The organism is Pokkaliibacter plantistimulans (assembly GCF_003194385.1).
GTDB classification, from domain to species: Bacteria; Pseudomonadota; Gammaproteobacteria; order Pseudomonadales; family Balneatricaceae; genus Pokkaliibacter; species Pokkaliibacter plantistimulans.
In genome coordinates this window covers 1-24,217 of record NZ_LAPT01000002.1, presented here as the reverse complement: position 1 = coordinate 24,217, position 24,217 = coordinate 1, and the positions used below count along the sequence as shown (strand labels likewise).

Here is a 24,217-nt window from a genome sequence, read left to right as displayed (position 1 = left end):
CGTAATCACGCGCTCATTACAGTGACACGCTGATCCGCCCGGCCCGCAGAGACGACAGCCGGGCGGAGACCACAAGGAAACCCCATGACCTACAACCGCGTCATCCTGACGATGACAGGGCTGGCTCTGGCAGCAGCGCTGCTGCTGAACTTCATTACCTTCCAACCCAACCGTATTGCTCCCGGCCAGGAGATCAGCCTGCTGACAGCTGCAGGGTTGCCGGCCACGCTATTGCTGATGGCACTGCTGGGGCTGATGGCCGCGCTGAGCTGGCGGCCGTCACGCGACCGTTACCTCACCCTGCTGCTGCTGACCACCCTGACCCTGATCGGTTTACCACTGGCCGTCGCCAGCTATGCCCACCAGCACCTGCCTGCTGACATGCCCTATGCCCGGGTCGGTCTGGGCAGTGGTTTCTGGTGCATGGGCGTGTTTCTGGCGCTACTGGTAGTCGAGACCAGCCAGCGTCTGGCGCAGCAGTATCGGCTGGTAGGCATGCAGTGGCTGGTCACCGCTGCGACGGTCATAGGCCTCTGGCTGCTAGGCCACAGCGGCGCGCTGGATCGCCTGTCACTGCTGCAGGAGTACAGCCAGCGTCAGGCAAAGTTCGCCGCAGAATTGCAGACCCATCTGTTGTTAGCCGGAGCCGCGGTGCTGATCGCCCTGCTGTGCGGCATCGTGCTGGCGATTGCCGCTCAGGCCTCAGTGCGCCTGCGACAGCCGCTGTTTCAGCTGCTCAACCTGCTGCAGACCATTCCCAGTCTGGCTTTGTTCGGCCTGCTGATGGTGCCGCTCAGTTATCTGGCCGCCCACTCCCCCTTGCTGCAGGCCCTGAATGTGCGCGGCATTGGCTGGGCACCGGCGCTGATCGCTCTGGTGGGCTACAGCCTGCTGCCCATCACCCGCAATACCTTTGTCGCCCTGCAGGAAGTTCCGGCGCAGGTGCTGGATGCCGCCCGTGGCATGGGCATGGCGCCCATGCAGATTTTTCTGGCCGTGCGCTTGCCGCTGGCCCTGCCGGTCATTATCGAAGGTATCCGGATCACCCTGATTCAGGCTATCGGCCTCACCTCGGTTGCCGCCCTGATCGGCGCCGGCGGGCTCGGCACCTTTATTTTTCAGGGGCTGGGACAGGCCGCCATGGATCTGGTGCTGCTTGGCGCCATCCCTACCATCGTGCTGGCGTTGCTGGCAGACGTTCTGCTGGGTCTGCTGACCCGCCTTTGCCACCGGGAGCCAACGCCATGATCGAACTGGATCAGGTCAGTAAACACTACGGCGACAGCATCGCAGTCAACTCGCTGTCGCTGACCATTCAGGCGGGGGACTTCTGCGTCTTTATCGGCACCTCAGGCTGTGGTAAATCCACCACCCTGCGCATGATCAACCGGCTGATCGAACCGAGCCATGGCCACATTCGTATTGATGGCGAAGACATCGCCGGGCTGCGGCCGGAACTGCTGCGCCGGCGTATCGGCTATGCCATCCAGAGCATCGGCCTGTTCCCCCACTGGACGGTGGCACGCAATATCGCCGTTGTTCCGCAGTTGCTGGGCTGGGAGCCACAGCGTATCCGCCAGCGGGTCCACCAGCTGCTGGAGCTGCTGCACCTCGACCCGGCCCAGTTCGCCGACAAACTGCCGGCCCAGTTGTCTGGCGGGCAGGCCCAGCGGGTGGGAGTTGCGCGGGCGCTAGCGGCCGACCCCAACATCCTGCTGATGGACGAACCCTTTGGCGCGCTGGACCCCATCACCCGCGAAAGCCTGCAGGCAGAGATGCTGCGGATTCAGGCCGAGCTGCACAAAACCATCGTGTTTGTCACCCATGACATCGATGAGGCGCTGAAGCTCGGCAACCGCATCGTGGTGATGGATCAGGGCCGGATCATCCAGAACGCCAGCCCACAGCAGCTGGTACAACATCCCGCCAATGACTTTGTTGCCAACCTGATCGGCCAGCAGGACCGGGGGCTCAAGGCCGCCGCCTGCACCACCGTGGCGGAGCTGCTGCAGCCGGCGCGAATGCCCCTGCCCAGCGATCAGCCACGACTGCACGGCAGCGACAGCCTCAAACTGGCCGTGTCGCAGATGCTGTGGCACAAGGTGGACTGCCTGCCTGTCTGCGATGACAGCGGGCAGGTGATCGGCGAGCTGAGCATGCAGCGCATTCTGGAGCAGCAGCCATGACCACGGCCAGCACCCGTCAGTGGCCGGTCGCCCTGCTGCTCAGCCTCACCCTGCTGTTACTGGTTACGCTGAGTCTGCCGCACTGGCATGGGCTGTTTCACTGGCTGCAGCCGGACAGTAAACAGGTGATCTACAACCGTGACGGCTTTTTCACCCTGCTGGGCAGCCACCTGCTGCTGGTGCTGAGTTCCGGGCTGGCCGCCAGCCTGACCGGCATCGGTCTGGGGTTATGGGTGACCCGTGACAGTGGCCGCGACTTTCTGCCACTGGTCAGCACCCTGGCCTCCGTTGGCCAGACCTTCCCGCCGGTCGCGGTGCTGGCACTGGCAGTACCGGCACTGGGGTTCGGCTTCAAGCCAGCCTTCTTCAGCCTGCTGCTGTACGGCCTGCTGCCGGTGGTGCGCAACACCATTGCAGGTATTCAGGGCATCGCCCCCGCGGTACAGGAAGCAGCACAGGCTATGGGCATGACGCCATGGCAACAACTGTGGCAGGTGGAGCTGCCGATGGCGGCCAGTGTGATTATGGCCGGCGTGCGGACCTCGCTGATCATCAATGTTGCCACCGCCACCATTGGCTCGACCATTGGTGCCCGGACGCTGGGCGACCCGATCATCGCCGGGCTGATCAACTTCAATCTGGCGTATGTGGTGCAGGGTGCGTTACTGGTGGGGCTGCTGGCCATCAGCCTCGACAGCCTGTTCGACTATCTTGGCCGACGGCTGTACAGCGCTGCCGAAGGGCACTGATCAGAGCTGCTGCAGAGTATCGAGGAAACGCTGACGGTATGCCGTCGGTGTCACCTTCTGGCGCTGGATAAACTGACGGTTGAAGTTGGACAGGTTGTTGAAGCCGACCTCGAAACAGATATTCGACACTGGCAGATCGGTACTGTGCAGCAGCTCGGCGGCACGATTGATGCGCAGTGTATTGAGGTAGCGCACAAAGCTGTTGCCGCTGCTCTGTTTGAAGAAAGGGGGTTTGAAAAAACGGGAAAAGACGCTGTCGCTCATGCCCACCAGTGAGGCCACTTCGGCCATGGCAATATCGCGGCTGAAGTTCTCGAACAGGAAGTGCATCACCCGGCTGACCTCCGGCATCCTCCTGATTGCTGATACTTTTGTGGCTGGAAAGCAAAGAAAATCCGGCAAAAAGCGGAAACTGGCAGCAGAAAGGTATCTGCTGGCCAGGAGTAAATCATTCGCTGACTGCGATGCCTCAGGCGACACGCAGGCCAGCAAAGCTGCTGGAGTTCTGCAGGTATTCAGCAAAACGCTGATACAGCTCATCCTTGCTGCGCACCACCATCACCAGCTCGACAAACGGCAGTGGCGGAAAGCCCTGCTCCCTGCCCAGCACCACATGCTTCGGACCAACCGCACCCTGCGGCAGAGCGCTGATCCCAAGGCCAGCACTGACCGCGCTGCGGATGTTTTCATAGGCAGCGCTGGCATAGGCAAAATTGACCGTCTTGCCGGTGGCCATCAGCGCCTGTAACGCTGCCCGCCGGTAAGTGCAGCCATCGGGGAAGGCCACCAGCGACAGCTGCGGCAATTCATCGAACTGCACCGGCTCACGCCCCACCCAGCACAGCGGCTCCTTGCGCAGCACCTGCACCTCCGCTTGACTGCTGTGTTGTGCCTGTTCGTCAGCGACACGTTTGAAGATGGCCACATCCAGCTGATCCGCCTGCAGCATGTCGGCAATGCGGGAAGACAGGGCTGAGGTGACCTGAATACCCAGACCACGGTTGATCACCATGCAGCGTGACAGAGCACCGTGGATGTCCACGACATTGAAATCATCCGGCACCCCCAGGCGGATATGCCCGCCCAGCCCCGGGTGCTGAATGGCGCTGACCGCATCTAGCACCCGTGCAAGAATTTCCTTGGCGGCAGGCAGGAAGCGTTCACCGTCCAGCGTCAGCCCCAGTACCCGCCCCTGTTTGCGCTCAAGCAGCGTGCAGTCGAGGATTTGCTCCAGCTTTTTCAGGCTCTGGGTCACCGCCGACTGTGTGCGATGCAGTTCACGGCTGGCACGATCAAAGCTCTTGTCATCCGCCACGCAGACGAACACCCGCAGTTGCTCCAGCGTGATCTGGCGGTTCCCCAGCAGTAGTCCATTGTTCATAGCCACCCCCCTCAACATTAATCAAAGTGATTTTAGTGAAGGCATAATTAATTTCTCAAGAAAAATTGCGCGACTGATAATCGCTGCCATGAACACAACACGCCCCTATCTGCTTCTACCGCTGATCATCGCCTTCAGCGCCATCTGGAGCTCAGCCTTTGTTGGCGGCAAGATTGCCGTCCATGAGCTGCCGCCGATGCTGGTGCTGACCGCACGTTTCCTGCTCAGCTGTCTGGTGATGCTGCCACTGTGCCTTAGCAACATCCGCGCACTGCTGGACCCGGGCGTTATCCGTACCGGTTTGCTGCTGGGCCTGCTCAACAATGCCCTCTATCTCGGCCTGACCTTTACCGCACTGCATTACATTTCTGCCGCACTGGTGGTGGTGATGGTCAGCTGCGCGCCGTTTATTACCCTGCTGCTGTCTGCCGTATGCCGTCTTGAGCAGCTCAACCGCCGTACCCTGCTGGGCATCACCCTGGGCTTTGCTGGCGTACTGATCATCGTGGGTCTGGATGCTATCCGCCCTGATCCGCTGGGCATCCTCCTTGCCCTGCTCGGCACCTGTGCCTTTGCCAGCGGCACCGTGCTGTTTCGCGGCAAGGCCAGTGGCTTGCCCATTCTGCAGCTGAACTTCTGGCAGTCGGCTGCCGGAGTGATTGCCCTTGCGCCCCTGACGCTGCTGACGTCTGACACCGAACTGACACCATCGCCTGCCTCAATCTGGGCGATTCTCTACCTCGCCATCATCGTCACCATGGGTGGCACTGCACTGTGGCTGCTGCTGATTCGCATCAGTGGCGCTGCCACGGCCTCGTCCTACCATTTGCTGAACCCCTTTTTTGGTGTGTTGCTGTCCCACTGGGTTCTGGGAACACCACTGCAACCCCATGCTTTTGCAGGCGCAATAGTGATTGCTATTGGCCTGTCATTGACCGTACGCCCTAGGAGAAACACGGTATATGAACCAGCGAGCCAAGGCATCAGTCGCCATCCCCACGATGACGTTTCTAGGAGTGGATAGGCCCGCCGCCATCAAGGATACGTTGCTACTGGGGATGACTGACCGCTCATACCTACCCAAAGCAGAAGACCCCCGCAGTGACTGGGTAGCCTCCGTCGCTGCGCCGTCATTCCGACTGTTGGCCAGACAGGGTATCCGCGTTGAGAACTTCTGCACCATCGGCACCGGGACGGGTCTGGATGCACTGGCCGCCATCGAGATCTTTCGCCCCGGTAAGGTGGGCATCACCGATATTCATGCCGATGTGATTGAGCAGGCCCAGCACAATATTCTGGAGAACACCCTGCCGGACTACCCTCTGCATCTGCTGGCAGGCACCGGTGATCTGCTGTCACCGATGACACGCAGCGACGTCAGCTTCGATCTGATCTATGAAAACCTGCCCAACATTCCCGCCGATGAAGAGCTGCGTCTGGAGGAAGGGCAAAACAGCTCCACCTTTATCGCCAGCCGCGAAGAGGCCTTACCTGCCTTTGTCAGTCAGTATCTGATCAGCCTGCACTATCTGGCCATCGAACAGGCTTACCCTATGCTGAACCATGGCGGGCGCGTGCTGTCGTCCATCGGTGCCCGCATCCCCCTTGATATCATCCTCAAACTGTCGCGCAGCCTGGGCTATGACAGCAGCCTGCTGCTCTACACCTGGAAAGTGCAGTCAGAACCTGAAGATGTGATTGGCGGTTATGCGGCATGGGAGAAACAGGGGCTGGGGCCATTCCGCTTTTATCCGGTCAAGGCATTGCACAATGCGTTTGGTCCGCGTGCCTATGTCGACGGTACCGACGACGCCCGTGACATTGACCATTATCTGTCCTACTACGAGCTGTCCGCCGTGGAGGCGTACGAGGCCCTGCGTGCCGGTCAGAGTATTGGCCACACGGTGGCCATGCTGGAATCCGTCAAACCCTGAGCGCAAGCGTCACTGACCACCGTGCCCAGCCACCGGCTGGGCACTCAGCAGTACAAAGTGTTATCAGCGCAAGCTCAGATCCAGCGTGATTTACGGAACAGCCACAGCAGTGCTGCCGCAATGCCGGTCATCACCAGCAACAGCACGAAATAGCCGTAGCGGAAGTGCAGTTCGGGGATGTTATCGAAGTTCATGCCGTACAGACCGGCCAGAAAACTGAGGGGCACAAAGATAGCGGTGATCACCGTCAGCACCTTCATGATGTTGTTGAGACGGTGGGAAGCGAGGGAAATATAACCGTCAGACAGGTCGCCAACCCAGTCGTAATAGAGTGAGACCAGACTCTGCAGGCGCTCCGCCGCCTCATACAGCCGGGTCATGGCGCGATCCGGTTCACCCAGTTCTTCCTCCACATCCTCCTTCCATTGTGAGAACAACCGCTCGTGATAATTGAAGGTGCGACGCAGCCGCCGCAGGCGGGTCTTGTAGCCCACCAGCTCCGACAGCAGCTCATCATTGGCATTCTCGACCAGCTCCTCTTCCACTTCACCAAGACGATTCTCCAGATCCATCAGCATCGGCACATAGCGATCCTGAATGCGCTGCATGATGCGCCGGGCGGTATCGGCGGCCTGTAGTGGAGACTGGGCAGCCATGACTTCCTGCCAGCTTTCCTCGACACTGCGAGAGCGGCCCTGATGCCGGGTGATAAGGAAGTTGTCGCCGATAAGAAAGGAAATCTGCAGGGTCTTGAGATTCTGGCTGGTACTTTCCTGATCCATGCCGCGCAGCAGGATAAAGGTATAGTCGTCGTGGTATTCCAGCTTTGGCGGCTTGCGCGGATGCTGGATGTCTTCCACCATCAGCGGCTCAATCCCCAGCGCCAGCAGAATCTGCCGCTCCTGCTCATTGTCGATGGCACCCATGTCGATCCAGATCTGCTCGTCCCTGGCAGGCGGCCAGTGATCCGGCAGCACGTTTTCGGTAAACACTTTTTCCTGACCGGGAACAGCATGGCAAATACGCAGCATCTAGCCTCCTTGTTGGTTTTCCGTGTCTCGCAGCGTGAACTGCCCTGACCACGGCCACAGCGCCCTTCTCCTTTGTGAAGGCAACTTTGCTATTATGCAAGCCTGCTGCATCCGCTGGCTGTCGCGACGGTCGGCACAGCATCTCACCCGAACTCTGTAAGGACACGCCATGGCCCTGCCCATCATCTTTGTCGACGACGAACAGCATATCCGCATGGCTGTCAGCCAGACGCTGGAGATTGCAGGCTATGAAGTGCATTGCCTGGAACGCGCCGACAAGGTGCTGAGCCTGCTGGTGGAAGACTGGCCGGGGGTGGTGATCACCGATATCAATATGCCCGGACTGGACGGGCTGGCCCTGATGCAGCAGGTACACCAGCACGATGCGGACCTGCCGGTGATCCTGATTACCGGCCACGGCGATATTTCCATGGCGGTCAATGCCATCCGCGACGGCGCCTACGACTTTATCGAGAAACCCTTTCCCGCCGATCTGCTGCTGGACGTGGTCAAACGGGCCATGGAAAAACGCTCACTGACGCTGGAGAACCGTCAGTTACGGCAGGAGCTGGCCAGCCATGCCACGCTGGGGCCACGGGTGCTGGGCAAAACCGAAGTGATGCAGCGCATGCGGCGGCTGATCAGCCAGATTGCCCCGACCTCTGCTGACGTGATGCTGCACGGTGAAACGGGCACCGGTAAGGAGCTGATCGCCCGTTATATCCACGAGAGCAGCCCGCGCCACAATCACAACTTCGTCGCCATCAACTGCGGCGCGGTGGCAGAAAGCATCATGGAGTCGGAGCTGTTTGGCCACGAACAGGGCGCCTTTACCGATGCCAAGCAGAAACGCATCGGCAAGTTTGAATACGCCAACGGCGGCACCCTGTTTCTCGATGAGATCGAGAGCATGCCGATGTCATTGCAGATCAAGCTGCTGCGCGTACTGGAAGAGCGTGCCATTGAGCGGCTGGGGTCCAATGAGCTGATCCCGCTGGATATCCGCATTATCGCCGCGACCAAGATTGATCTGCTGAAACTGGCGGAAACCGGCGAATTCCGCAAAGACCTTTACTACCGCCTGAATATTGTCGAAGTGCACATCCCCGCCCTGCGCGAGCGACGTGAAGATGTGCCGCTGCTGTTCCACCACTTTACGCTGGTCGCTTCCGCCCTTTACAAGCGCGAGGTACTGCCGCCTTCAGCCTCACAGGTACATGCCCTGCTGACCCACAACTGGCCGGGCAACGTGCGCGAGCTGCGCAATCTGGCCGAGCGCTATGTGTTGCTGGGTGAGGCCTGCACCTTTGAATTCGACCGCCTGCTGCAAAGCCCGCCATCCAGCCCGCTGTCGCTGCCTGAGCAGGTGGAGCTGTTCGAGAAAATGCTGATTCAGACGGAACTGGAGCGCCACGGTGGCTCCATCAAGGACACCATGGAAGCCCTCAGCGTGCCGCGCAAAACCCTGTCGGACAAAATGCGTAAATACGGTCTGGATAAAAGCGATTACAAGTAACAAAAGGCAGGGGCGCGCTTGCCCCCGGAGGGCGTCAGCCCCTGAGACAAAGTGCAGCGGGCGCACGCTGAGGCATACCCGCTGTTCTCCCTGCGGTGGCTTACGCCGGCAGACTGATACGCACTTCCAGCCCCCCTTCAGGGCGATTGTGCAAAGACACCTCACCGCCGTGCTGGTGGACGATCTTTTGTACGATCGCCAACCCCAGACCGGCACCGGGAACCCCGCTGCGCGCCTGATTACCGCGCACAAAGGGAGTGAACATCGCCCCCATCTTCTCTTCAGGAATGCCCGGCCCCTGATCGGTCACCGCCAGATACACCCGCTCGCCTTCCTGCCAGGTCGCCACCACAAACTCCGGTCTGGCGTAGCGGCGGGCATTTTCCAGCAGATTGATCACCACCCGCTGCATCGCCTGCGGCTTGAGGCGGACCGGCGGCAGGGGCTGAAGATCACAGCGGATCGGCATATCCATCAGCGATACCGCATCCTCCACCAGATAGACCAGATCACCGGGCGCCAGCTCTTCACCTTCGCCGATACGGGCCATATCCATGAACTGGTCGATGATGCTGTCCATCTGCCGGCAGCTCTGACGCATGCTGACGATCAGCTCTTCATCAGCGATGTCTTCCATGATTTCTGCAGCCAGCCGCATCTTGGTCAGCGGCGTACGCAAATCGTGAGAGACACCGGCGAGCATCAGGGTGCGTTCCTTTTCCTGCTCCATCAGTGCGCGGGTCATCTGGTTGAAGCTGCGGCTGACCTCCACCACTTCCGTGGGGCCTTTCTCCGGCAGCGGCTCAATCGGCTGCCCCTGCCCCAGCTGTCGTGATGCCTGCACCAGCCGCTTCAATGGCTTATGCAGCAGCTGCTGGGTCCACAGGGCACCGACGATGGCCAGCACCATGGCCGTCAGCCAGATCGCCAGAGTCATGGCCGACAGGCCCAGCGGCAATTCCGACGCGGTTGCCAGCATCCAGTATTGCTGACCGTCCAGCTCGACCTTGATCCAGATGTAGCCCGGCTCTTCACGGCGCACCAACAGCTCCATACCGTACTGACGCAGCATGCGCGAAGCCCGGTGCACCAGCATGCGCTGCAATGCCGGCACGGTGAACATGCCGCCGGTGCGGGGCTCTGAACGCTTGGCCTGCTCGTTGTAGGCCATGATGAAGCGCTTGCGCTCGAATGGCGGCAGGGCCTGCAAACCGGCACGTACCGACTGCAGCTGACGCCCGACCAGCGACACCAGCTCGCGGGTCATGGGTTTTTCCACGGCTTCGCGGAAGATGGTCAGACTGCTGATCTGGGCAAACAGAATCAGCGCGATCAGCACCCACAGGTGGCGGGCAAACAGACTGTGCACCGCCCAGCGCAAAAAGCGTGGCCAGCGCTCGGCATTAGTCCACTGGGGCATTCTTGGTCACCAGTACATAACCGAGCGCACGCACGGTCTGGATATAACGGGGCTCGGCGGGGTTATCTTCAAGCAGGCGGCGCAGGCGCATGATCTGCACATCAATACTGCGCTCGGTGATTTCAGCATTGCGGCCACGGCTGACTTCAATCAGGCGTTCGCGGCTCAATGGCCGGCCCGCATTGGCCGCCAGCGCCCGCAGCAACTCAAACTCACTGCTGTGAATCTGCACCGGCTCGCCATCACGGGTCAGCGAGCGCGCCACCGGATCAAAGCGGAAGGGACCAAACACCACCACCTCTTCCGGCTGCTGACGCAACTGCGCGCCGAGCATATGCTGGCGGCGCAGCTGTGCCTCGATACGGGCCAGCAGCTCGCGTGGCTCAAAGGGTTTGGGCAGATAGTCATCGGCGCCCATTTCCAGCCCGACGATACGATCCACCGCCTCACCCCGGGCGGTCAGCATAATGATGGGGATGGTTTCGCCACCGGCCCGCAGGCGACGACAGATGGACAGGCCGTCTTCATCCGGCATCATCACATCCAGAATCAGCAGGTCAAAGCTCTCACGGCTCAGCACCTTGTCCAGCTGCTCGGCATTTTCTACCTGACGTACCCGGTAACCACGGCCACCCAGATAGCGACTGAGCAGATTACGCAAATCGGCTTCGTCATCGAGAATCAGGAGTTTTCCGCGTTCTTGTTCCATTACTTCACCTATCAATAAGAACCGGCTGCACTGGCCATCTGCACCCGCCAGCGTTCGCTGCACAGCGTCCGGTGTGATGATGCTTATGATAGCCGTGCCAGAGAAGGCTGCCGTTGGCGAACTATTACACAGGATGACAAAGCCACCCCGCTGTGACACTACGTCATTGCGCGCAACAGCTGCAACGCTGGATTTACCTCAAAGTACAGGTCATGGGCTCAGCCAGTGGTAACGCAGCCCTTGATAACGACGGGCAATCGCCCACACGCCACCGCAGTGGCAAGTCAACAGATGAGGTAATCGACCATGAAAGCACTGACCAATCTGAAAAACACCGCTTCTAACCGTATCCTGCGCACCTCCCTGCTGGTCATCGGCATGATGGGCACCGCTACCGCGGTCTACGCTGCCAGCACTGACATGAGCGGCAAGCTGGGCGACGGCAAGGCACGGATGGAAGAACACTTCAAGCAAGCCGATACCGACGGCGATGGCGCACTGTCCAAAGCGGAAGTGGATGCCGCCATACCACGTCTGGCCAAGCACTTTGACGATATCGATGCCAACAAAGACGGCAAGCTGACCCCCGATGAACTGAAAACCTACTGGCAGGCGCATCACGACGAACGCATGAAAGACATGCAGGGCAAGATGCAGGCGCGCTTTGACGAGCGCTTCAAGAAAGCTGACACCAATGGTGATGGCCAGATCTCCAAAGAGGAGTTTGAGGCCGAGGCCGCCCAGCGCTTTGCTGCCATGGACAAGAATGGCGACGGGCAGCTGAGCAGAGAAGAAATCACCAGCCAGATGCGTATGCACGGTGGCAAGCATCATGACGGCAAACACGGCCGCATGGATGATGGCGAACGTCAGGCTAAGTTAATGGATGAGTTCAAGAAGGCCGACACCGACGGTGATGGCGCCCTGTCGCTGGCCGAAGCCGAAAAAGCCATGCCACGTCTGGCCAAACACTTTGACCAGCTCGATGCCGACAAAGATGGCAAAGTCACCCTGACCGAACTGCAGGCGGCGCACAAACAACACCATCAGGGCTGAACTTTTTCAGCGTGACACTGTCAAACGCAGTGTCACCATCAATAATCACCATTGCGCGGCCACTCCCTCTCCAGTGGGCCGCGCTTTTTTTTGCCCGCCACTCAGCACTTCGTTAACGCAACGAGACGATAAATAAACCTTTTCTCCATCCTTGATTACATTCTGTTGCAAGACGTCCGTTAATCGCCAAGAATGATGCATCGACTCCGATGGCGATAGGCACGGCGCAAGGACGCTAGCCACCTGCCGATGCAGATCATCGCCGCCACTCACCGACTGCATGATGCAGTAACGCACAGAGGGAAGGTGCATGGCCGACATACTCTTGAAACGCGTCAGCCGCCTGATCAGTAGCAATCTCAGCCACTGGCTGGCCGCACTGGAGCGCAGTTGCCCGGAGCAGGCCTATGCTCAGGCCATGGCGGAAGTGGATAGCCTGGCTGACAGCATTCGCCACGAATTTGGCCAGGTCAGTGCCAGCAAGTATCAGGCTGACAAGCAACGTCAGCAGTTACAGCAACAGCACCGCCGGCTGGCCATGCCACTGACACAGGCGGTCGACAGCCAGCGCGATGATCTGGCACAGACCATCATCGCCGAGCAGCTGCAACTGGAAAGCCAGATCCAGTCCATCACCGTGCAGCTTCGCACCCTCAGTGACCGCGAAAGCGAACTCAATACCTTCCTTAAAGCCCTCAGTGCCAAGCAGTACGAACTGCGCAGTGAACTGGATCTGGTGCGCGAACACAGCCAGCAGCAGGACATTCCGCGTGGTCCGTTCAGCAATACTGCCGCGCCGCTGGCCAGTGTGGTCGCCGATTGCCATCTGGCACCGCTGCAGGCACAACAGCTGGCGGAGCTGGAACAGCTCAGTCAGGAACAGCAGATTGCCGAACGGCTGGCCGCCACCAAGGCGCAGCGCCAGCACACGGCAGCCGAGCCAGCTGCGAGCGACGTCGCCGGACCGCGCAACCATGAACACTGAAGCCCATCGTAGCCAGTCCACGCTCTCCTTTTCACTCTGCCAAGGACACCGTCATGTGGCATCTGCTGCTTGCTGATGAAAACCTGATTTTCTCTGTAGCTCTGGCCATCATGCTGATACTGGCGGTGCTGGAAGGTGGCGCCACCCTGCTCGGCATGGGCCTTTCAGGCTTGTTTGAGCACCTGATCCCCGGCCTTGACCTGCATACCGATGCTCACCTGCCTGACAACAGTAATGCCCTGTCACGTCTGCTCGGCTGGATGAAAGTCGGCGAAGTGCCCCTGCTGGTAGTGCTGATCGTCTTCCTCACCTGCTTCGGGCTGATCGGTATTGGTCTGCAGGCCATCGCTCTGCAGCTGACCGGCCTGCTGTGGCCGGGCTGGCTGATGTGCCTGCCCAGTCTGCTGCTGACCCTGCCCTGTACCCGGGCGCTGAGCAGTCTGGTGGGCAAGGTGATGCCGCGGGATGAAACCACCGCCATTCGCTCCGACGCACTGGTCGGACGTATTGCCATTATTACGCTCGGCGAAGCGCGCCACGGCAGCCCTGCCGAAGCCCGTACCCGGGATCAGTTCGGTCAGACCCACTATGTGATGGTCGAGCCGGACGAAGAGGACGCCGTCCTCAGGCAGGGCGAGGAAGTTCTGCTGATAAGACAACTTGGCAGCCGTTTCCGGGCGATTGCCAACCCCCATCCGCAGTTGTCCGCCAGCCATGGACGGCCCTGACAGGATCGCTGATGCCAAACGATCACAAGCATCAGTCTTAGCTACATGAATCTCAAAGGAGTTGAATTCCCCATGATCGATCTGAACAACCTGATCAATATTGCCATCATCGCTGGGGTGGTGATTGTCGCCCTGTTCGCCATTGGCCTGATTCTGGTGCGCCTGTATCGACGTGCCACCAAGGAAGTGTCCTTCGTACGTACCGGCTTCGGTGGCGAGAAAGTCATCGTCAACGGTGGCGCGCTGGTGCTGCCGGTGCTGCACGAAATCATCCCGGTCAATATGAACACCCTGCGTCTGGAAGTACGCCGGGCTTCAGAACAGGCGCTGATCACCCGTGACCGTATGCGTGTTGATGTCACCGCCGAGTTCTATGTGCGGGTCAAGCCCACCGGTGAATCCATCGCCAACGCCGCCCAGACGCTGGGGATGAAAACCATGCACCCGAACGAACTGAAGGAGCTGGTGGAAGGTAAGTTTGTTGATGCCCTGCGTGCGGTGGCGGCCGAGATGGCCATGGAAGAACTGCACGAAAAGCGCGTCGACTTCGTGCAGAAAGTGCAGCAGGTGGTCTCCGAAGACCTGCTGAAAAACGGTCTGGAGCTGGAAACCGTGTCGCTCACCGGCCTTGATCAGACCGGCTTTGAGCACTTCAACCCGCAGAATGCCTTCGACGCCGAAGGTCTGACCAAACTGACCGAAGCCATCGAGTCACGCCGTAAGAAACGCAACGATATCGAGCAGGAAACCGACCTCGCCATCAAGCAGAAGAATCTGGAAACCGAGCGCACTAAGCTGCAAATCTCCCGTGATGAGGAGTACGCCCGTCTGGAGCAGGAGCGGGAGATTTCCGTGCGTCGTGCCGCCCAGTCGGCAGAAATCGCCCGCGAACAGGCAGAGAAAAAGCGTGAGGCCGAAGAGGCGGAAATTGCCGCCCAGCGTGAAGTGGACCTGCGCCGTATCAACGCCGAGCGTGATATTCAGAACGAGAACATCCAGAAAGAACAGGCGGTTAAAGAGCGCGAAATCAGCAAGGAACGTGCTCTGGAACAGTCCGAGATCGAACGACGTAAAGCCGTCGAGCTGGCCGAGCAGGAACGCGCCATTGCCGTGGCGGAGAAATCCCGCGCTGAATCCGAAGCCAAGGCCGAAGCCGACCGTGCTCGTGCTGCAGCGGTGAAGGAAGAAGAGAACGTCATCACCGTGCGGGATACCGAGCGCGCCGAACGTGCCAAGACCATTGAGCTGGTCAACGCCCGTCAGGAAGCCGAGAAAGAAGCCATCACCATCGTTGTCGCCGCCGAAGCCGAGAAGAAGGCCGCGGAAGATCAGGCCGAAGCCATTCGTATTGCCGCGGAAGCAGAAGCCGAGAAGGCCCGTCTGCAGGCCCGCGGTCAGGCCGATGCGCAGTTGCTGCTGGCCGATGCGCAGGCCCGCCAGTTCACGGTAGAAGCCGAAGGCAAGCGCGCCGTCAACGAAGCCAGCAACCTGCTGTCAGCCGAGCAGATTGCCATGCAGGTCCGTCTGGCCCTGCTGGAACAGTTACCCAACATCATCCGCGAGTCGGTCAAACCCATGGAGCAGATCAGCGACATCAAGATCCTGCAGGTACAGGGCATGGGTCAGGAGTCCGGCGCGCTGGGTAATGCGGATGATGCCGGTAAAGGATCGCTGGCCGACCAGATGGTCAACAGTGCCCTGCGCTACCGTGCTCAGGCACCCTTGCTGGACTCCCTGCTGTCGGAAATCGGCCTCAAGGGCGGAGACATCAATGGCCTGACAGCTCTGAACGACAATCCCCTGAAAAAAGACTAACCCGCTGTTTATCCTTTTGCAGGCAAGGCCACCACCGGAGGGTGGCACGGCCTTTCCTGCCATGCCCTCCCAGACCTGGCGCTGGCTCTGTCCTCACCCCGTCCCTTTTCCAACCACCTGCTCCAATTGTGGAAATGACGCACACAATAGGAACTCAATGGTCACTTCTGTTTCTAACAGACTACTCACGATCTCAAGAGCCAGACAGGGCATCCAGCGCTGAGGCGGCAGCATTCGGGCAATCAATACGTTAGTGGCCCTGAATGAGTATCCGCAACGTATTCAACGCCGTATGGCCGATGCGTCACAGCGCATACACCTGCCTGGCATCTGACGTGAACCGATCATCAACCGGAGGCACCCTGCCATGCGCCGTGCACACGCCGTTTTTCTCAGTCTTGCCCTGCTGGCCCTGACCATGTCGTCCGCTCAGGCGGCACAGACATTCCGCAGCGGCCCCGAGGCCACCAGTCTGGTCGAGCTTTACACCTCCGAAGGCTGCAGCAGCTGCCCACCTGCTGATGACTGGCTGTCGTCCCTGCGCCAGCAGCCGGGGCTGTTCAAGAGCTTTATCCCGGTCGCCTTTCATGTCGACTACTGGAACAACCTCGGCTGGACTGACCGCTTCGCCCGCGCGCTGTACAGTGATCGTCAGCGGCAGCAGGCAGCGCAGGGGCAGACCAGTCAGGTCTATACTCCCGGCTTTATCATCAATAACCATGAATGGCGCAGCTGGTTTGGCGGTGCCCGCCAGTGGCAGGCCAGTCAGGAACATCCCGGCGTGCTGGAGGCCAGCCTGTCCGGGCAGCAACTGGACGTGCACTTTGAACACGGCGCAGCGGGGCAACAGCTGAATCTGGCCTATCTGGGCAACGGCCTGAGCAGCAAGGTGCAATCAGGGGAAAACAGCGGGCGCACCCTGCAGCATGATTTTGTGGTGCTGGACTGGCAGCAATTTGCCAGCAACAAGACCGATGCAGGCCACTGGCAACTGACCCTGCCACCGGTTCCCCGGCTCGGCCAGCAACAGACGGCGCTGGTGATGTGGGTATCCCCCGCCAACTCGCTGAAGGCTATTCAGGCTACCGGGGGATATTTGCAGGAATAGCCTTCAACAGCCTGTTAACCCTCACTCTTTGCTAGCAGGGCAGGCTTCGTCTGAAAGCGGCGACGGTACTCACTGGGCGACAGCCCCAGTTGCTGGCGAAACAGCTTGTTGAATGAGGTACGGTCGTCGTAGCCCACCGCCCAGACGATCTTTTCCACCGCCATCCGGCTGGTTTCCAGCAGCTCACGGGCTTTCTCGATGCGCAGCAGCTGAATATAACGACTGAGGTTATGGCCGGTGGCCTGCAGGAAGCGCCGCTGCAGGGTGCGGGGGCTGACGGCAATCTGCGCTGCCAGCTGCTCCAGACTCCAGCGCGTGGTCAGCGCCTGTTGCAACTGGCGCTGCAGCTGCAGCACCTGAGCGTCACCATGACTGAGCAGGGGGATAAAGCGCTGGTAGAAGCGCTGTTCGCGCTCGGCCGTATCAAGCAGAAAATACTTGCTGAGCAGCATCACCAGACTGGGCCCGCTGCAGCGTAACAGCAGGCGCAGCACCAGATCCGTCCAGGCGGTCAGGCCGCCGGCGCTGATCACATCGGCTTCCTCGATCAGCAGCGGCGCTGTATCCCAGTGAATCTGCGGGTAGCGCTGACGAAACTCCGCCTCGGCCAACCAGTGAGTTGTCAGTCGACGCCCGTTAAATAATCCCGACTCCGCCAGCAAAGCCGCACCCACACAGGCCGAACACAGCAGGGCACCACGCTGATACTGCTGACGCAACCAGACAAAGAAGGCTTCATCCGCCTGCGCCCGCTCGCCCATGCTGCATGGCGGCAGGATCACCACATCGACCTCATCCTGCAGACTCCAGTGGTGCGGCAAGGCCAGCTGGTTCGACCCCAGACACAGAAAACCGCAGTGCAACGGCAGCCAGCTGTCAGCGCCGTGTTCCAGCCGCAGTTGCTCCGCCACCGCCAGCATTTCACTCAGCCCATGAAGCGCTGATGGCAGAGCATGCTCATAGGCAACGATGGCGATACGCACCGCTCCGGAGGTCTTCATGTCGTAATCCACCCCGAGATTGTCATTTACGCCAACAGTCTGCCCGCTGCTGCTCCGCTAATCTAGCGTCTGTCACTTCACTTACGTCTGCAGAGGAAAGCACCATGAGCCATCCCGCCCTGATTGTTATCGATGTCCAGCAAGACTACTTTGCCGGTGGCCTGATGCCGCTGGAGCATCCCGACGCCGCGCTACAGCAGATCAACCGCCTGCTCGCTCACTTCCGTGCTCAGGGCTGGCCTGTGGTGCAGATTCAGCATGAAATGCTGTCCCGTCCGGGGCGCCCGGCGGCGTTCTTTATCCCCGGTAGCCCGGGCATGGCGCTGCACCCGGATATGCAACCCGAGGCAGGCGAGGCACTGTTTATCAAGCATCTGCCCAACTCCTTTGCCGGTACGGAGCTGCATCAGCATCTGCAGCAACAGGAGATCAGCGAGCTGGTAGTGGTCGGCATGATGACCCACATGTGTGTCGACAGCACCAGCCGTGCAGCACTGGATCTGGGCTACAGCGTGCGTATTGCACTGGATGCCACGGCCACCCGCGCGCTCAGCTTTGCGGACCAGCAGATACCCGCGGCACAGGTGAAAACCACCGTCGCAGCAGCGCTGCATGGCACCTTTGCCCAGGTGATGAGTAGCGATGAGGTGTTGCAGCAGCTGAGCTGACGGCGTTAATGATGCGCCGTCAGCAGGATGGGCTGGCCGGTCAGGAACCGGCTCGCGGAGGATGGGTGATCACTTCACAGGGATGGCCATTCTGGATGGCCTCCACCTGCTGACGGGCAATGCCTACCTCCTGCTCGTCCATCAGCAGGCCATAGGTCAGCTCAAACTCGCGACTGGCCCCGGTAGCCAGCACCGCCAGCCGCCCCTGTTCCCGCTCAAACGGGCGTGGATAGGGGTAGCAGGTGCCCGGCTCGACCCCGGTGACATACCCCTGTCTGACGGTGTCGGTGTTTTTCCACAGGGTCAGGTAGGGCAGCTGATCAGTACGATAGGCCAGACTGACCCCCAGATCCGCCGCGGCGTTGTGCACCAGCGCCAGAGTGCGGTGCTGTTCATCGGCATAGCACTCCAGCAGAAACACTTCCTCGTCAAACCCGGCGGTGGGCCCGGCATAGCAATGCCACTGGGCCAGCCCCTCGCAGGCACGCTGATTGAACGGCGTGACGCGTTTGACCGGCGCCAGAAACTGGGCATCCTGCTCCAGAAAGGGCGAACTGTAATTACCGTGATAGATCAGCTGGAACGGCTGGTTGTAATCACCCAGATTGGTCAGGCGATCATGGATATGGAAGTCACGACTGCCCGGCTCCAGCGTCAGAGTGGTCTGCAACTCTAGGTCACAGCATTTGAAAGTGCTTTCCCGTACCAGCGCCACCACCCGTATCGCATAGGGCGGCGCCAGGTCGATCTCGACCGTCACGCGCGAAGCAGGCAGATTGGCGGCCCGGCCATGCAGGGTGTAAAGCACGCCGTCTTCCTCACAGGGATGACCGGCCCACTCAAAACCACAGCGCACCAGCATTTCATTGAAGCCATCCAGCCAGCCCTTGCCACCGCGCTGTTCGGCGTTGATAAACGCCGGATTGACCACTTCCTTCACCGGCGACTGCCAGCCCAGCCGATAACCATCACAGCGGACTTCATAGATGCTCATGCCACGGGTAGGAATCAGGCTGATCTGCATTTCGCCGTTTTCCAGCGTCAGCAGGTCAACACCCTGCTGCTTGCCGCCGTGTAGCCGATGCTTGCTGATCTTCACTGGCACCTCGGGCAACCCCAGTTGTGCACCTTCCACCGACCAGTCACCCACATCCAGACTCAGCGCGCTATCCAGCAGCACACAGCTAAACACCGCTTCCGCCATCATCTTCTCCTCGCCGGAACAGTTCGGCCCCTCTGCCCCACAGGCAGACAGCCCTCTGTTTTGAGCCTAGCACAGATCCGCATTGCAAGAGTTACAGCTGCCGTCCGAGCCGCTGTCGGCAGGCTACTGTTTGAGCGGCTTGACCAGCTTGTCGAGCCCTTCGATTTTCAGCTCCAGACACAGCGCCAACAACGCGCCGAGCTGGCCTTCAGGGAAGCCTTTTTTGGCGAACCACAGCAGATATTCTTCGGGCAGATCAATCAGCATCCGGCCCTGATACTTACCATACGGCATCGGGGTACGAGCAAGGCGTAGCAGATTCTGCTGATTGAGCAGACCGTCTTCAAAGTCAGGGGTAGCAGGCATGGGTCATTACGCGGCAGGGGAAACAGGCAGCAGACACTACGATATCTGGCCACGCAGGCCAAGCACAGCGGCGCTGATCTTGTCGCAGGCAGAACTGTCCCCACTGGCATCGCCGCCCCACTTCTAGGTGAAAATGGCCAGATTATGCGTCAGGGCCGCTTTTTACTGGGCCGCGAAGACCAGCGGTAAGAGATGCATTACCAGTACCATGCGGCTGGGGGGCTGCACCTTCCCGATAGCTCCACCGTACAGCGCCACTACAACGCACTGCACTCGTGGCAGGAAGCGCACTTGCTCGGCCGAGCAGCGTCACGCCTATGTGTTCGACAGTTTCGGTGACGCTTGCCTTACTTGCGCCGTCTGCGGCGGCGGTCAGGATTGCTGGTGCGGCTATCTTCACTGTGATCAATAAAGCGCAGCTTGCTGCCGCTTTTGGCACCGGTAGCACCACCCAGGCTCTGGCCCATACCGGGAATCTTCTTCTGTTTGGGCTTCTTCGGCTTTTTGACAATCTGCCCGCCCGCGGTAGTTTCCGGCACCCGGTGATCCGGCGCGAAGCCCGCTTCCTCACGACGCTCGATAACATGGCCGATCAGCGTCTCGATGGTGGCCAGCTGTTCCACCTCATCAGCACACACCAGCGAGATGGCAGAGCCGCTGTTACCCTTGCGGCCGCTGCGACCGATACGATGCACGTAATCTTCGGCATTGACCGGCAGCTCAAGGTTGATGACCAGCGGCAGGTCGTCCACATCCAGCCCCCGCGCCGCCACATCCGTCGCCAGCAGGATCTGCACTTCACGCTGACGAAACGCCTGCATCGCACTCATGCGGCTGGCCTGTGATTTTTCCCCGTGAATGGCGCCGATACTGAAACCCTGTGCACTCAGCAGGGTTTCCAGCTCGTCCACCGCCTTGCGGGTTTTGACGAAAATCAGCAGCTGCGCGGCACTGTCGCCGCTGCAGTGCTGACTGATCAGATGCTGCAACAGTTCCGGCTTGCGCTTTTTATCCACCGGGATCAGCCACTGATTGAGGGTATCTGCCGCGCTGTTGGGCGCCGCGACTTCCACCTGGGCCGGATCACGCAGAATCACCCCCGCCATGGCTTTGACCCGCTCCGAGAAGGTGGCGGAGAACAGCAGGGTCTGACGTTTGCGCGGCAGCGCGCAGAACAGCATGTCCAGCTCATCGGCAAAGCCCAGATCCAACATCCGGTCTGCCTCATCCAGCACCAGATACTGCAGCTGATCAAACTTCACCGCGTTGTTGCGGTACAGATCCAGCAGACGGCCCGGCGTCGCCACCAGAATATCTGCCCCTTTGCGCAGTGCCATCATCTGCGGATTGATACTGACCCCGCCGTAAACGGCGTAGCTGCGCAGTGACAGATGGGCGCTGTAGCGCTGCACCGCCTGCAGGATTTGCTCCGCCAGCTCGCGGGTGGGCGCCAGAATCAGCGCGCGCACGGCATTGCTGCGGGCCGCACCGCCGCTCATCAGCTGTTGCAGCAGGGGCAAGGTGAAGGCAGCGGTTTTGCCGGTGCCGGTCTGGGCAGCGGCAATCAGATCACGGCCTTTCAGCACCAGAGGAATGGCCTGTTCCTGTACCGCTGTGGCTTGCTGATAGTTCAGAGCCTCAAGGGTGCTGAGTAATTCGGGTAACAAGCCCAGTTCGCTAAAGCGGGTCATGACGGTTCCAATCGAATGGGGATGGACGAGGCGACTTTGCAAGCTAAATAACTGTTCCAATTAGTAGATCACCTGTAGGCGGGTACTCAATGTGGCGGTAGACATAGGTTGAAGACGGTGTATCACAATTAGGATCATCTATTTAGACATAGATTCCGCGCATTGTGATGTTAGTACAATGCTCAGCCAGTAAAATCGCAGAATTAATTTCAATGCCACCTACTTTTTAGACTGTAGGCGGCCAAGCTTTAAAAATAATCAGGCTATAGCATCACGTATATAATCTTTAGTCTTCTCACTATAGTTTTTCCTATTCACATCCAAAAATGAAGCACCTGCCTTTTCACCCAAAATATTTGGCTCCAAATAATACATATGAGATTCAATAGTGATTATTGAATCGTCTATCATTTTATCAAGTATATTTTTTCCATTAACATTTTTAAGCATCCTTTCATGATCTACTTTATCTCTAAATCTTGCAAGCCTTCCTTTACTGTGTGACCGAAAGGCCATAACAATTCTTCTAAATATTCTTAACCCATCGTTCAAAGGCGAATCGTCCTCATCCTCCTTCAAATCTACAGAATATGATGACCAAGGAAATTTATTTGAACCAGCAAAAGAAACTCCGAAATCCACACCTCCTTTAACTACCGGCGCACTTATAGAAGCAGGATATTCAGCAATTTCAGAAAAAAGAAAAACTCTTTTATCTACACCTTCACCAGGCTTAACAATTATTTTATCACTTTCAAAACTCAATATTTCACACTGAAAAAAGGCGGGTGCAACAAACTCAATCTGATCCCTATTTAAAAAACACACACTCACCTTTTCAGCATTCACATAAATATTGCTAACCTTTCTTCCAATATACAACTCCCCCCCACTAAAAGGAGCCATATATACTATTTCAGACGACTGATCACAATCGCTCCTTTTAATAGAAAATTCCACTTCAAAAGAATCTTCACTTTCAGAAATACTCAGTTGCGACCTTTCATTACTTTTAATACCAGCAATCAAGGAGTCAAATAAAAAACCTACCACTTCAAGACTTTTTAATTTTCTAAAATCATCCTCAACCTTCGATTTCTCTTTAAAAAACTCAAAAACAAATGGATTAGGTGTATGTTCATCATTTTTGAAATATTTAATAGCTTCAGCATACAGATCTTCATCGCCATCTAAGATCGCATACGAGACAATACATGCTTCGAATACACTACTAGAACATTTCCTACCTATACCATCTAGAAAAGGGTGCTGAGGAATCATAGTCTCAACAGCCTCTTCATATCTTGATCTCTGCTCTTGGGTTAATGAAGGTATAACAATTGTCATTGGAAGACTAAATAAACGCCGCGCCAACCTGTCTAATTGCTCTTTGGATGTATAAAGCATTTCAATATCAGAAAAACCATCTGGCAACTGAGCTGTAAATTTTACTTTCTCTCTATCAAGAATTCCCTCACAGATAGAGAAAAGCATTTTCCCACCAATAACTCGCGTAACTTCATCAACTATTCTATTAGCATTTGTTACTGATGCTATTAACTTTGAAACAGCATCCAAGACTGGAGCATATCCAAAGAATTTACTTGAGTCTTGACTAGATATACTACTCAACTCCTCAACAACTCTAACAGCGGTACTTTCATAAACTGTTGCATGAGATGTGAGTGAATTTGAAAGATGCGGATATATTGATGAATTTTTAGAGAGTTTCTCCAAACTTTTATTTAAGAAATCGACAGCTTCATCCTGATTAAAAAACTCTATATCAAATATCGGCAACGATATACCAAACCGCTCTTTTATAATGAGCCAAGTTTCATCTATTATCCCCACTCTTCCAAGGAGAACAATTGGTCTATTTCCGCTTTGAGAAACATAAAACAGATCACTTAAGAAATCCTCAAACGAAGACTGAGTTACCCTAAGCCTTGCCTCATCTAAAGCATCTATAACCAAAGATAAATTACCACCAGCCCATTTATCGTAAAGTCCATTTTTTACCAAACCACCTATTATATAGTTACCAGCAATTGTGTCTGCATCAGCAAGATTCAAATATATTGAATTTGATCTGGAACATAGTTCCTCAGCAAGTGCAGACTTACCAACAGCTCCGGGAGCACTAATCATCCATATTCTTCGATTAATTAAATCCTCACTATCTGAGTCCCTTAATGTCAGCCTTGCAGGAACATATTGAGTATTATTTTCACAGAAAAATCGCCACCCATTTAGTAATCTACCATTCGTTTCATTGGTATCTACTCGCAGATGTTCTTCAAAGAAATTTATTGAGCACATGGCAACCTCTAAAATATTTTCAAACAGTTTCTTATACAATCTGTCGGATAACAATTAAAGAATAAAACATAACAGATAAATATCAAAAACATGTTGGAAAAATCAGTATAACCGTGAGTCTTAACGGCTTTGTTGCACAAATCGGAGCGGGTTTCCCTGCAGTAGAATGAAGGCATGAACAAGCCTGCCTCCCCGAAGTACAAAACAACGAACTGGAAGTCCTACAACGCCGCGCTCAAAGCGCGTGGGTCATTGATGATCTGGCTGGACCGGGACATGACCTGGCTCGGGCAGCCACGAGTCCAGCGTCGACGTCCACCGGTATTCATCTATGCTGCCATCTAGTT

General features: G+C 57.6%; 22 protein-coding genes and 1 pseudogene. 13 read left to right on the top strand and 10 right to left on the bottom strand.

Annotated elements, in window-relative coordinates; genetic code table 11:
* The first annotated feature begins 84 nt into the window (after nt 1-84).
* Genes WH50_RS00645 through WH50_RS00635 form a run of 3 tightly spaced genes read left to right on the top strand, consistent with a single transcriptional unit; the run spans nt 85 to nt 2,935 of the window.
* On the top strand, nt 85-1,248 hold the full coding sequence (locus tag WH50_RS00645) for an ABC transporter permease (RefSeq protein WP_110185581.1): 1,164 nt from the start codon (nt 85-87) through the stop codon (nt 1,246-1,248).
* The gene (locus WH50_RS00640; protein ID WP_110185580.1) at nt 1,245-2,186 is read left to right on the top strand and encodes an ABC transporter ATP-binding protein; all 942 of its coding nucleotides are present in this window, start codon (nt 1,245-1,247) and stop codon (nt 2,184-2,186) included. The genes WH50_RS00645 and WH50_RS00640 overlap by 4 nt, the downstream gene beginning before the upstream one ends.
* Entirely contained in the window at nt 2,183-2,935 is a 753-nt protein-coding gene (locus WH50_RS00635; RefSeq protein ID WP_110185579.1) for an ABC transporter permease, read from the top strand. Before WH50_RS00640 ends, WH50_RS00635 begins: the two co-directional genes overlap by 4 nt.
* Here the strand turns inward: WH50_RS00635 and WH50_RS00630 are convergent, their stop codons facing one another.
* Both WH50_RS00630 and WH50_RS00625 read right to left on the bottom strand, forming a co-directional pair.
* Nucleotides 2,936-3,286, bottom strand: a complete 351-nt coding sequence (locus WH50_RS00630; protein WP_165838253.1) for a helix-turn-helix domain-containing protein — start codon at nt 3,284-3,286, stop codon at nt 2,936-2,938.
* Between the two features lie 118 nt (nt 3,287-3,404).
* Nucleotides 3,405-4,316 carry a LysR family transcriptional regulator gene (locus WH50_RS00625; RefSeq protein WP_110185577.1) on the bottom strand — a complete coding sequence of 304 codons (912 nt, stop codon included), beginning with the start codon at nt 4,314-4,316 and terminating at the stop codon, nt 3,405-3,407.
* A gap of 88 nt (nt 4,317-4,404) precedes the next feature.
* Here WH50_RS00625 and WH50_RS00620 point away from each other — a divergent pair, with 88 nt between their 5' ends.
* Entirely contained in the window at nt 4,405-5,340 is a 936-nt protein-coding gene (locus WH50_RS00620) for a DMT family transporter (RefSeq protein WP_110185576.1), read from the top strand.
* The gene (locus WH50_RS00615) at nt 5,333-6,250 is read left to right on the top strand and encodes a class I SAM-dependent methyltransferase (RefSeq protein WP_165838252.1); all 918 of its coding nucleotides are present in this window, start codon (nt 5,333-5,335) and stop codon (nt 6,248-6,250) included. The genes WH50_RS00620 and WH50_RS00615 overlap by 8 nt, the downstream gene beginning before the upstream one ends.
* A 74-nt stretch (nt 6,251-6,324) precedes the next feature.
* Here the strand turns inward: WH50_RS00615 and WH50_RS00610 are convergent, their stop codons facing one another.
* Complete coding sequence (locus WH50_RS00610; protein ID WP_110185574.1) at nt 6,325-7,281, bottom strand: magnesium transporter CorA family protein; 957 nt, start codon at nt 7,279-7,281, stop codon at nt 6,325-6,327.
* 169 nt (nt 7,282-7,450) lie between these two features.
* On the opposite strand from WH50_RS00610, the gene WH50_RS00605 reads away from it, so the two are divergent.
* Entirely contained in the window at nt 7,451-8,797 is a 1,347-nt protein-coding gene (locus tag WH50_RS00605) for a sigma-54-dependent transcriptional regulator (RefSeq protein ID WP_104156082.1), read from the top strand.
* A gap of 100 nt (nt 8,798-8,897) precedes the next feature.
* On the opposite strand, the gene WH50_RS00600 is transcribed toward WH50_RS00605, so the two are convergent.
* Nucleotides 8,898-10,217: an ATP-binding protein gene (locus WH50_RS00600; protein WP_110185573.1), complete on the bottom strand. Its 1,320-nt coding sequence runs from the start codon at nt 10,215-10,217 to the stop codon at nt 8,898-8,900.
* On the bottom strand, nt 10,201-10,926 hold the full coding sequence (locus tag WH50_RS00595) for a response regulator (protein ID WP_110185643.1): 726 nt from the start codon (nt 10,924-10,926) through the stop codon (nt 10,201-10,203). Before WH50_RS00595 ends, WH50_RS00600 begins: the two co-directional genes overlap by 17 nt.
* 306 nt (nt 10,927-11,232) lie before the next feature.
* Here WH50_RS00595 and WH50_RS00590 point away from each other — a divergent pair, with 306 nt between their 5' ends.
* The 5 genes from WH50_RS00590 (at nt 11,233) to WH50_RS00570 (ending at nt 16,618) form a co-directional block, all read left to right on the top strand.
* On the top strand, nt 11,233-11,982 hold the full coding sequence (locus tag WH50_RS00590) for an EF-hand domain-containing protein (RefSeq protein WP_110185572.1): 750 nt from the start codon (nt 11,233-11,235) through the stop codon (nt 11,980-11,982).
* Between the two features lie 310 nt (nt 11,983-12,292).
* Nucleotides 12,293-12,967: a PspA/IM30 family protein gene (locus tag WH50_RS00585; RefSeq protein WP_110185571.1), complete on the top strand. Its 675-nt coding sequence runs from the start codon at nt 12,293-12,295 to the stop codon at nt 12,965-12,967.
* A gap of 53 nt (nt 12,968-13,020) precedes the next feature.
* Complete coding sequence (locus WH50_RS00580; protein WP_110185570.1) at nt 13,021-13,695, top strand: YqiJ family protein; 675 nt, start codon at nt 13,021-13,023, stop codon at nt 13,693-13,695.
* Nucleotides 13,696-13,767: 72 nt separating this feature from the next.
* Nucleotides 13,768-15,510, top strand: coding sequence for a flotillin family protein (locus WH50_RS00575; RefSeq protein WP_104156088.1), 1,743 nt, complete (start codon nt 13,768-13,770; stop codon nt 15,508-15,510).
* Between the two features lie 367 nt (nt 15,511-15,877).
* Nucleotides 15,878-16,618: a DUF1223 domain-containing protein gene (locus WH50_RS00570; RefSeq protein ID WP_243409930.1), complete on the top strand. Its 741-nt coding sequence runs from the start codon at nt 15,878-15,880 to the stop codon at nt 16,616-16,618.
* A 14-nt stretch (nt 16,619-16,632) separates the two neighbouring features.
* Here the strand turns inward: WH50_RS00570 and WH50_RS00565 are convergent, their stop codons facing one another.
* Nucleotides 16,633-17,619 (bottom strand): GlxA family transcriptional regulator, encoded by a 987-nt coding sequence (locus tag WH50_RS00565; RefSeq protein WP_110185569.1) that lies wholly within the window; start codon nt 17,617-17,619, stop codon nt 16,633-16,635.
* 104 nt (nt 17,620-17,723) lie between these two features.
* Between WH50_RS00565 and WH50_RS00560 the strand changes: the two genes are divergently transcribed.
* A complete protein-coding gene (locus WH50_RS00560; RefSeq protein WP_110185568.1) occupies nt 17,724-18,287 on the top strand; it encodes a cysteine hydrolase family protein in 564 nt (187 codons plus the stop codon).
* Nucleotides 18,288-18,327: 40 nt separating this feature from the next.
* On the opposite strand, the gene WH50_RS00555 is transcribed toward WH50_RS00560, so the two are convergent.
* The 4 genes from WH50_RS00555 to WH50_RS00540 all read right to left on the bottom strand — a co-directional run bounded on the left by WH50_RS00555 (nt 18,328) and on the right by WH50_RS00540 (nt 23,909).
* The gene (locus tag WH50_RS00555; protein ID WP_110185567.1) at nt 18,328-19,494 is read right to left on the bottom strand and encodes an aldose 1-epimerase family protein; all 1,167 of its coding nucleotides are present in this window, start codon (nt 19,492-19,494) and stop codon (nt 18,328-18,330) included.
* A gap of 120 nt (nt 19,495-19,614) precedes the next feature.
* Entirely contained in the window at nt 19,615-19,857 is a 243-nt protein-coding gene (locus tag WH50_RS00550; RefSeq protein WP_207780118.1) for a DUF3820 family protein, read from the bottom strand.
* Between the two features lie 347 nt (nt 19,858-20,204).
* Nucleotides 20,205-21,548, bottom strand: coding sequence for a DEAD/DEAH box helicase (locus tag WH50_RS00545; protein WP_110185566.1), 1,344 nt, complete (start codon nt 21,546-21,548; stop codon nt 20,205-20,207).
* Between the two features lie 258 nt (nt 21,549-21,806).
* A complete protein-coding gene (locus tag WH50_RS00540) occupies nt 21,807-23,909 on the bottom strand; it encodes a hypothetical protein (RefSeq protein ID WP_133251207.1) in 2,103 nt (700 codons plus the stop codon).
* 135 nt (nt 23,910-24,044) lie between these two features.
* Between WH50_RS00540 and WH50_RS00535 the strand changes: the two are divergent.
* Nucleotides 24,045-24,212 (top strand): annotated as a pseudogene (locus tag WH50_RS00535) (IS5/IS1182 family transposase); the annotation flags it as partial.
* Nucleotides 24,213-24,217: the final 5 nt, after the last annotated feature.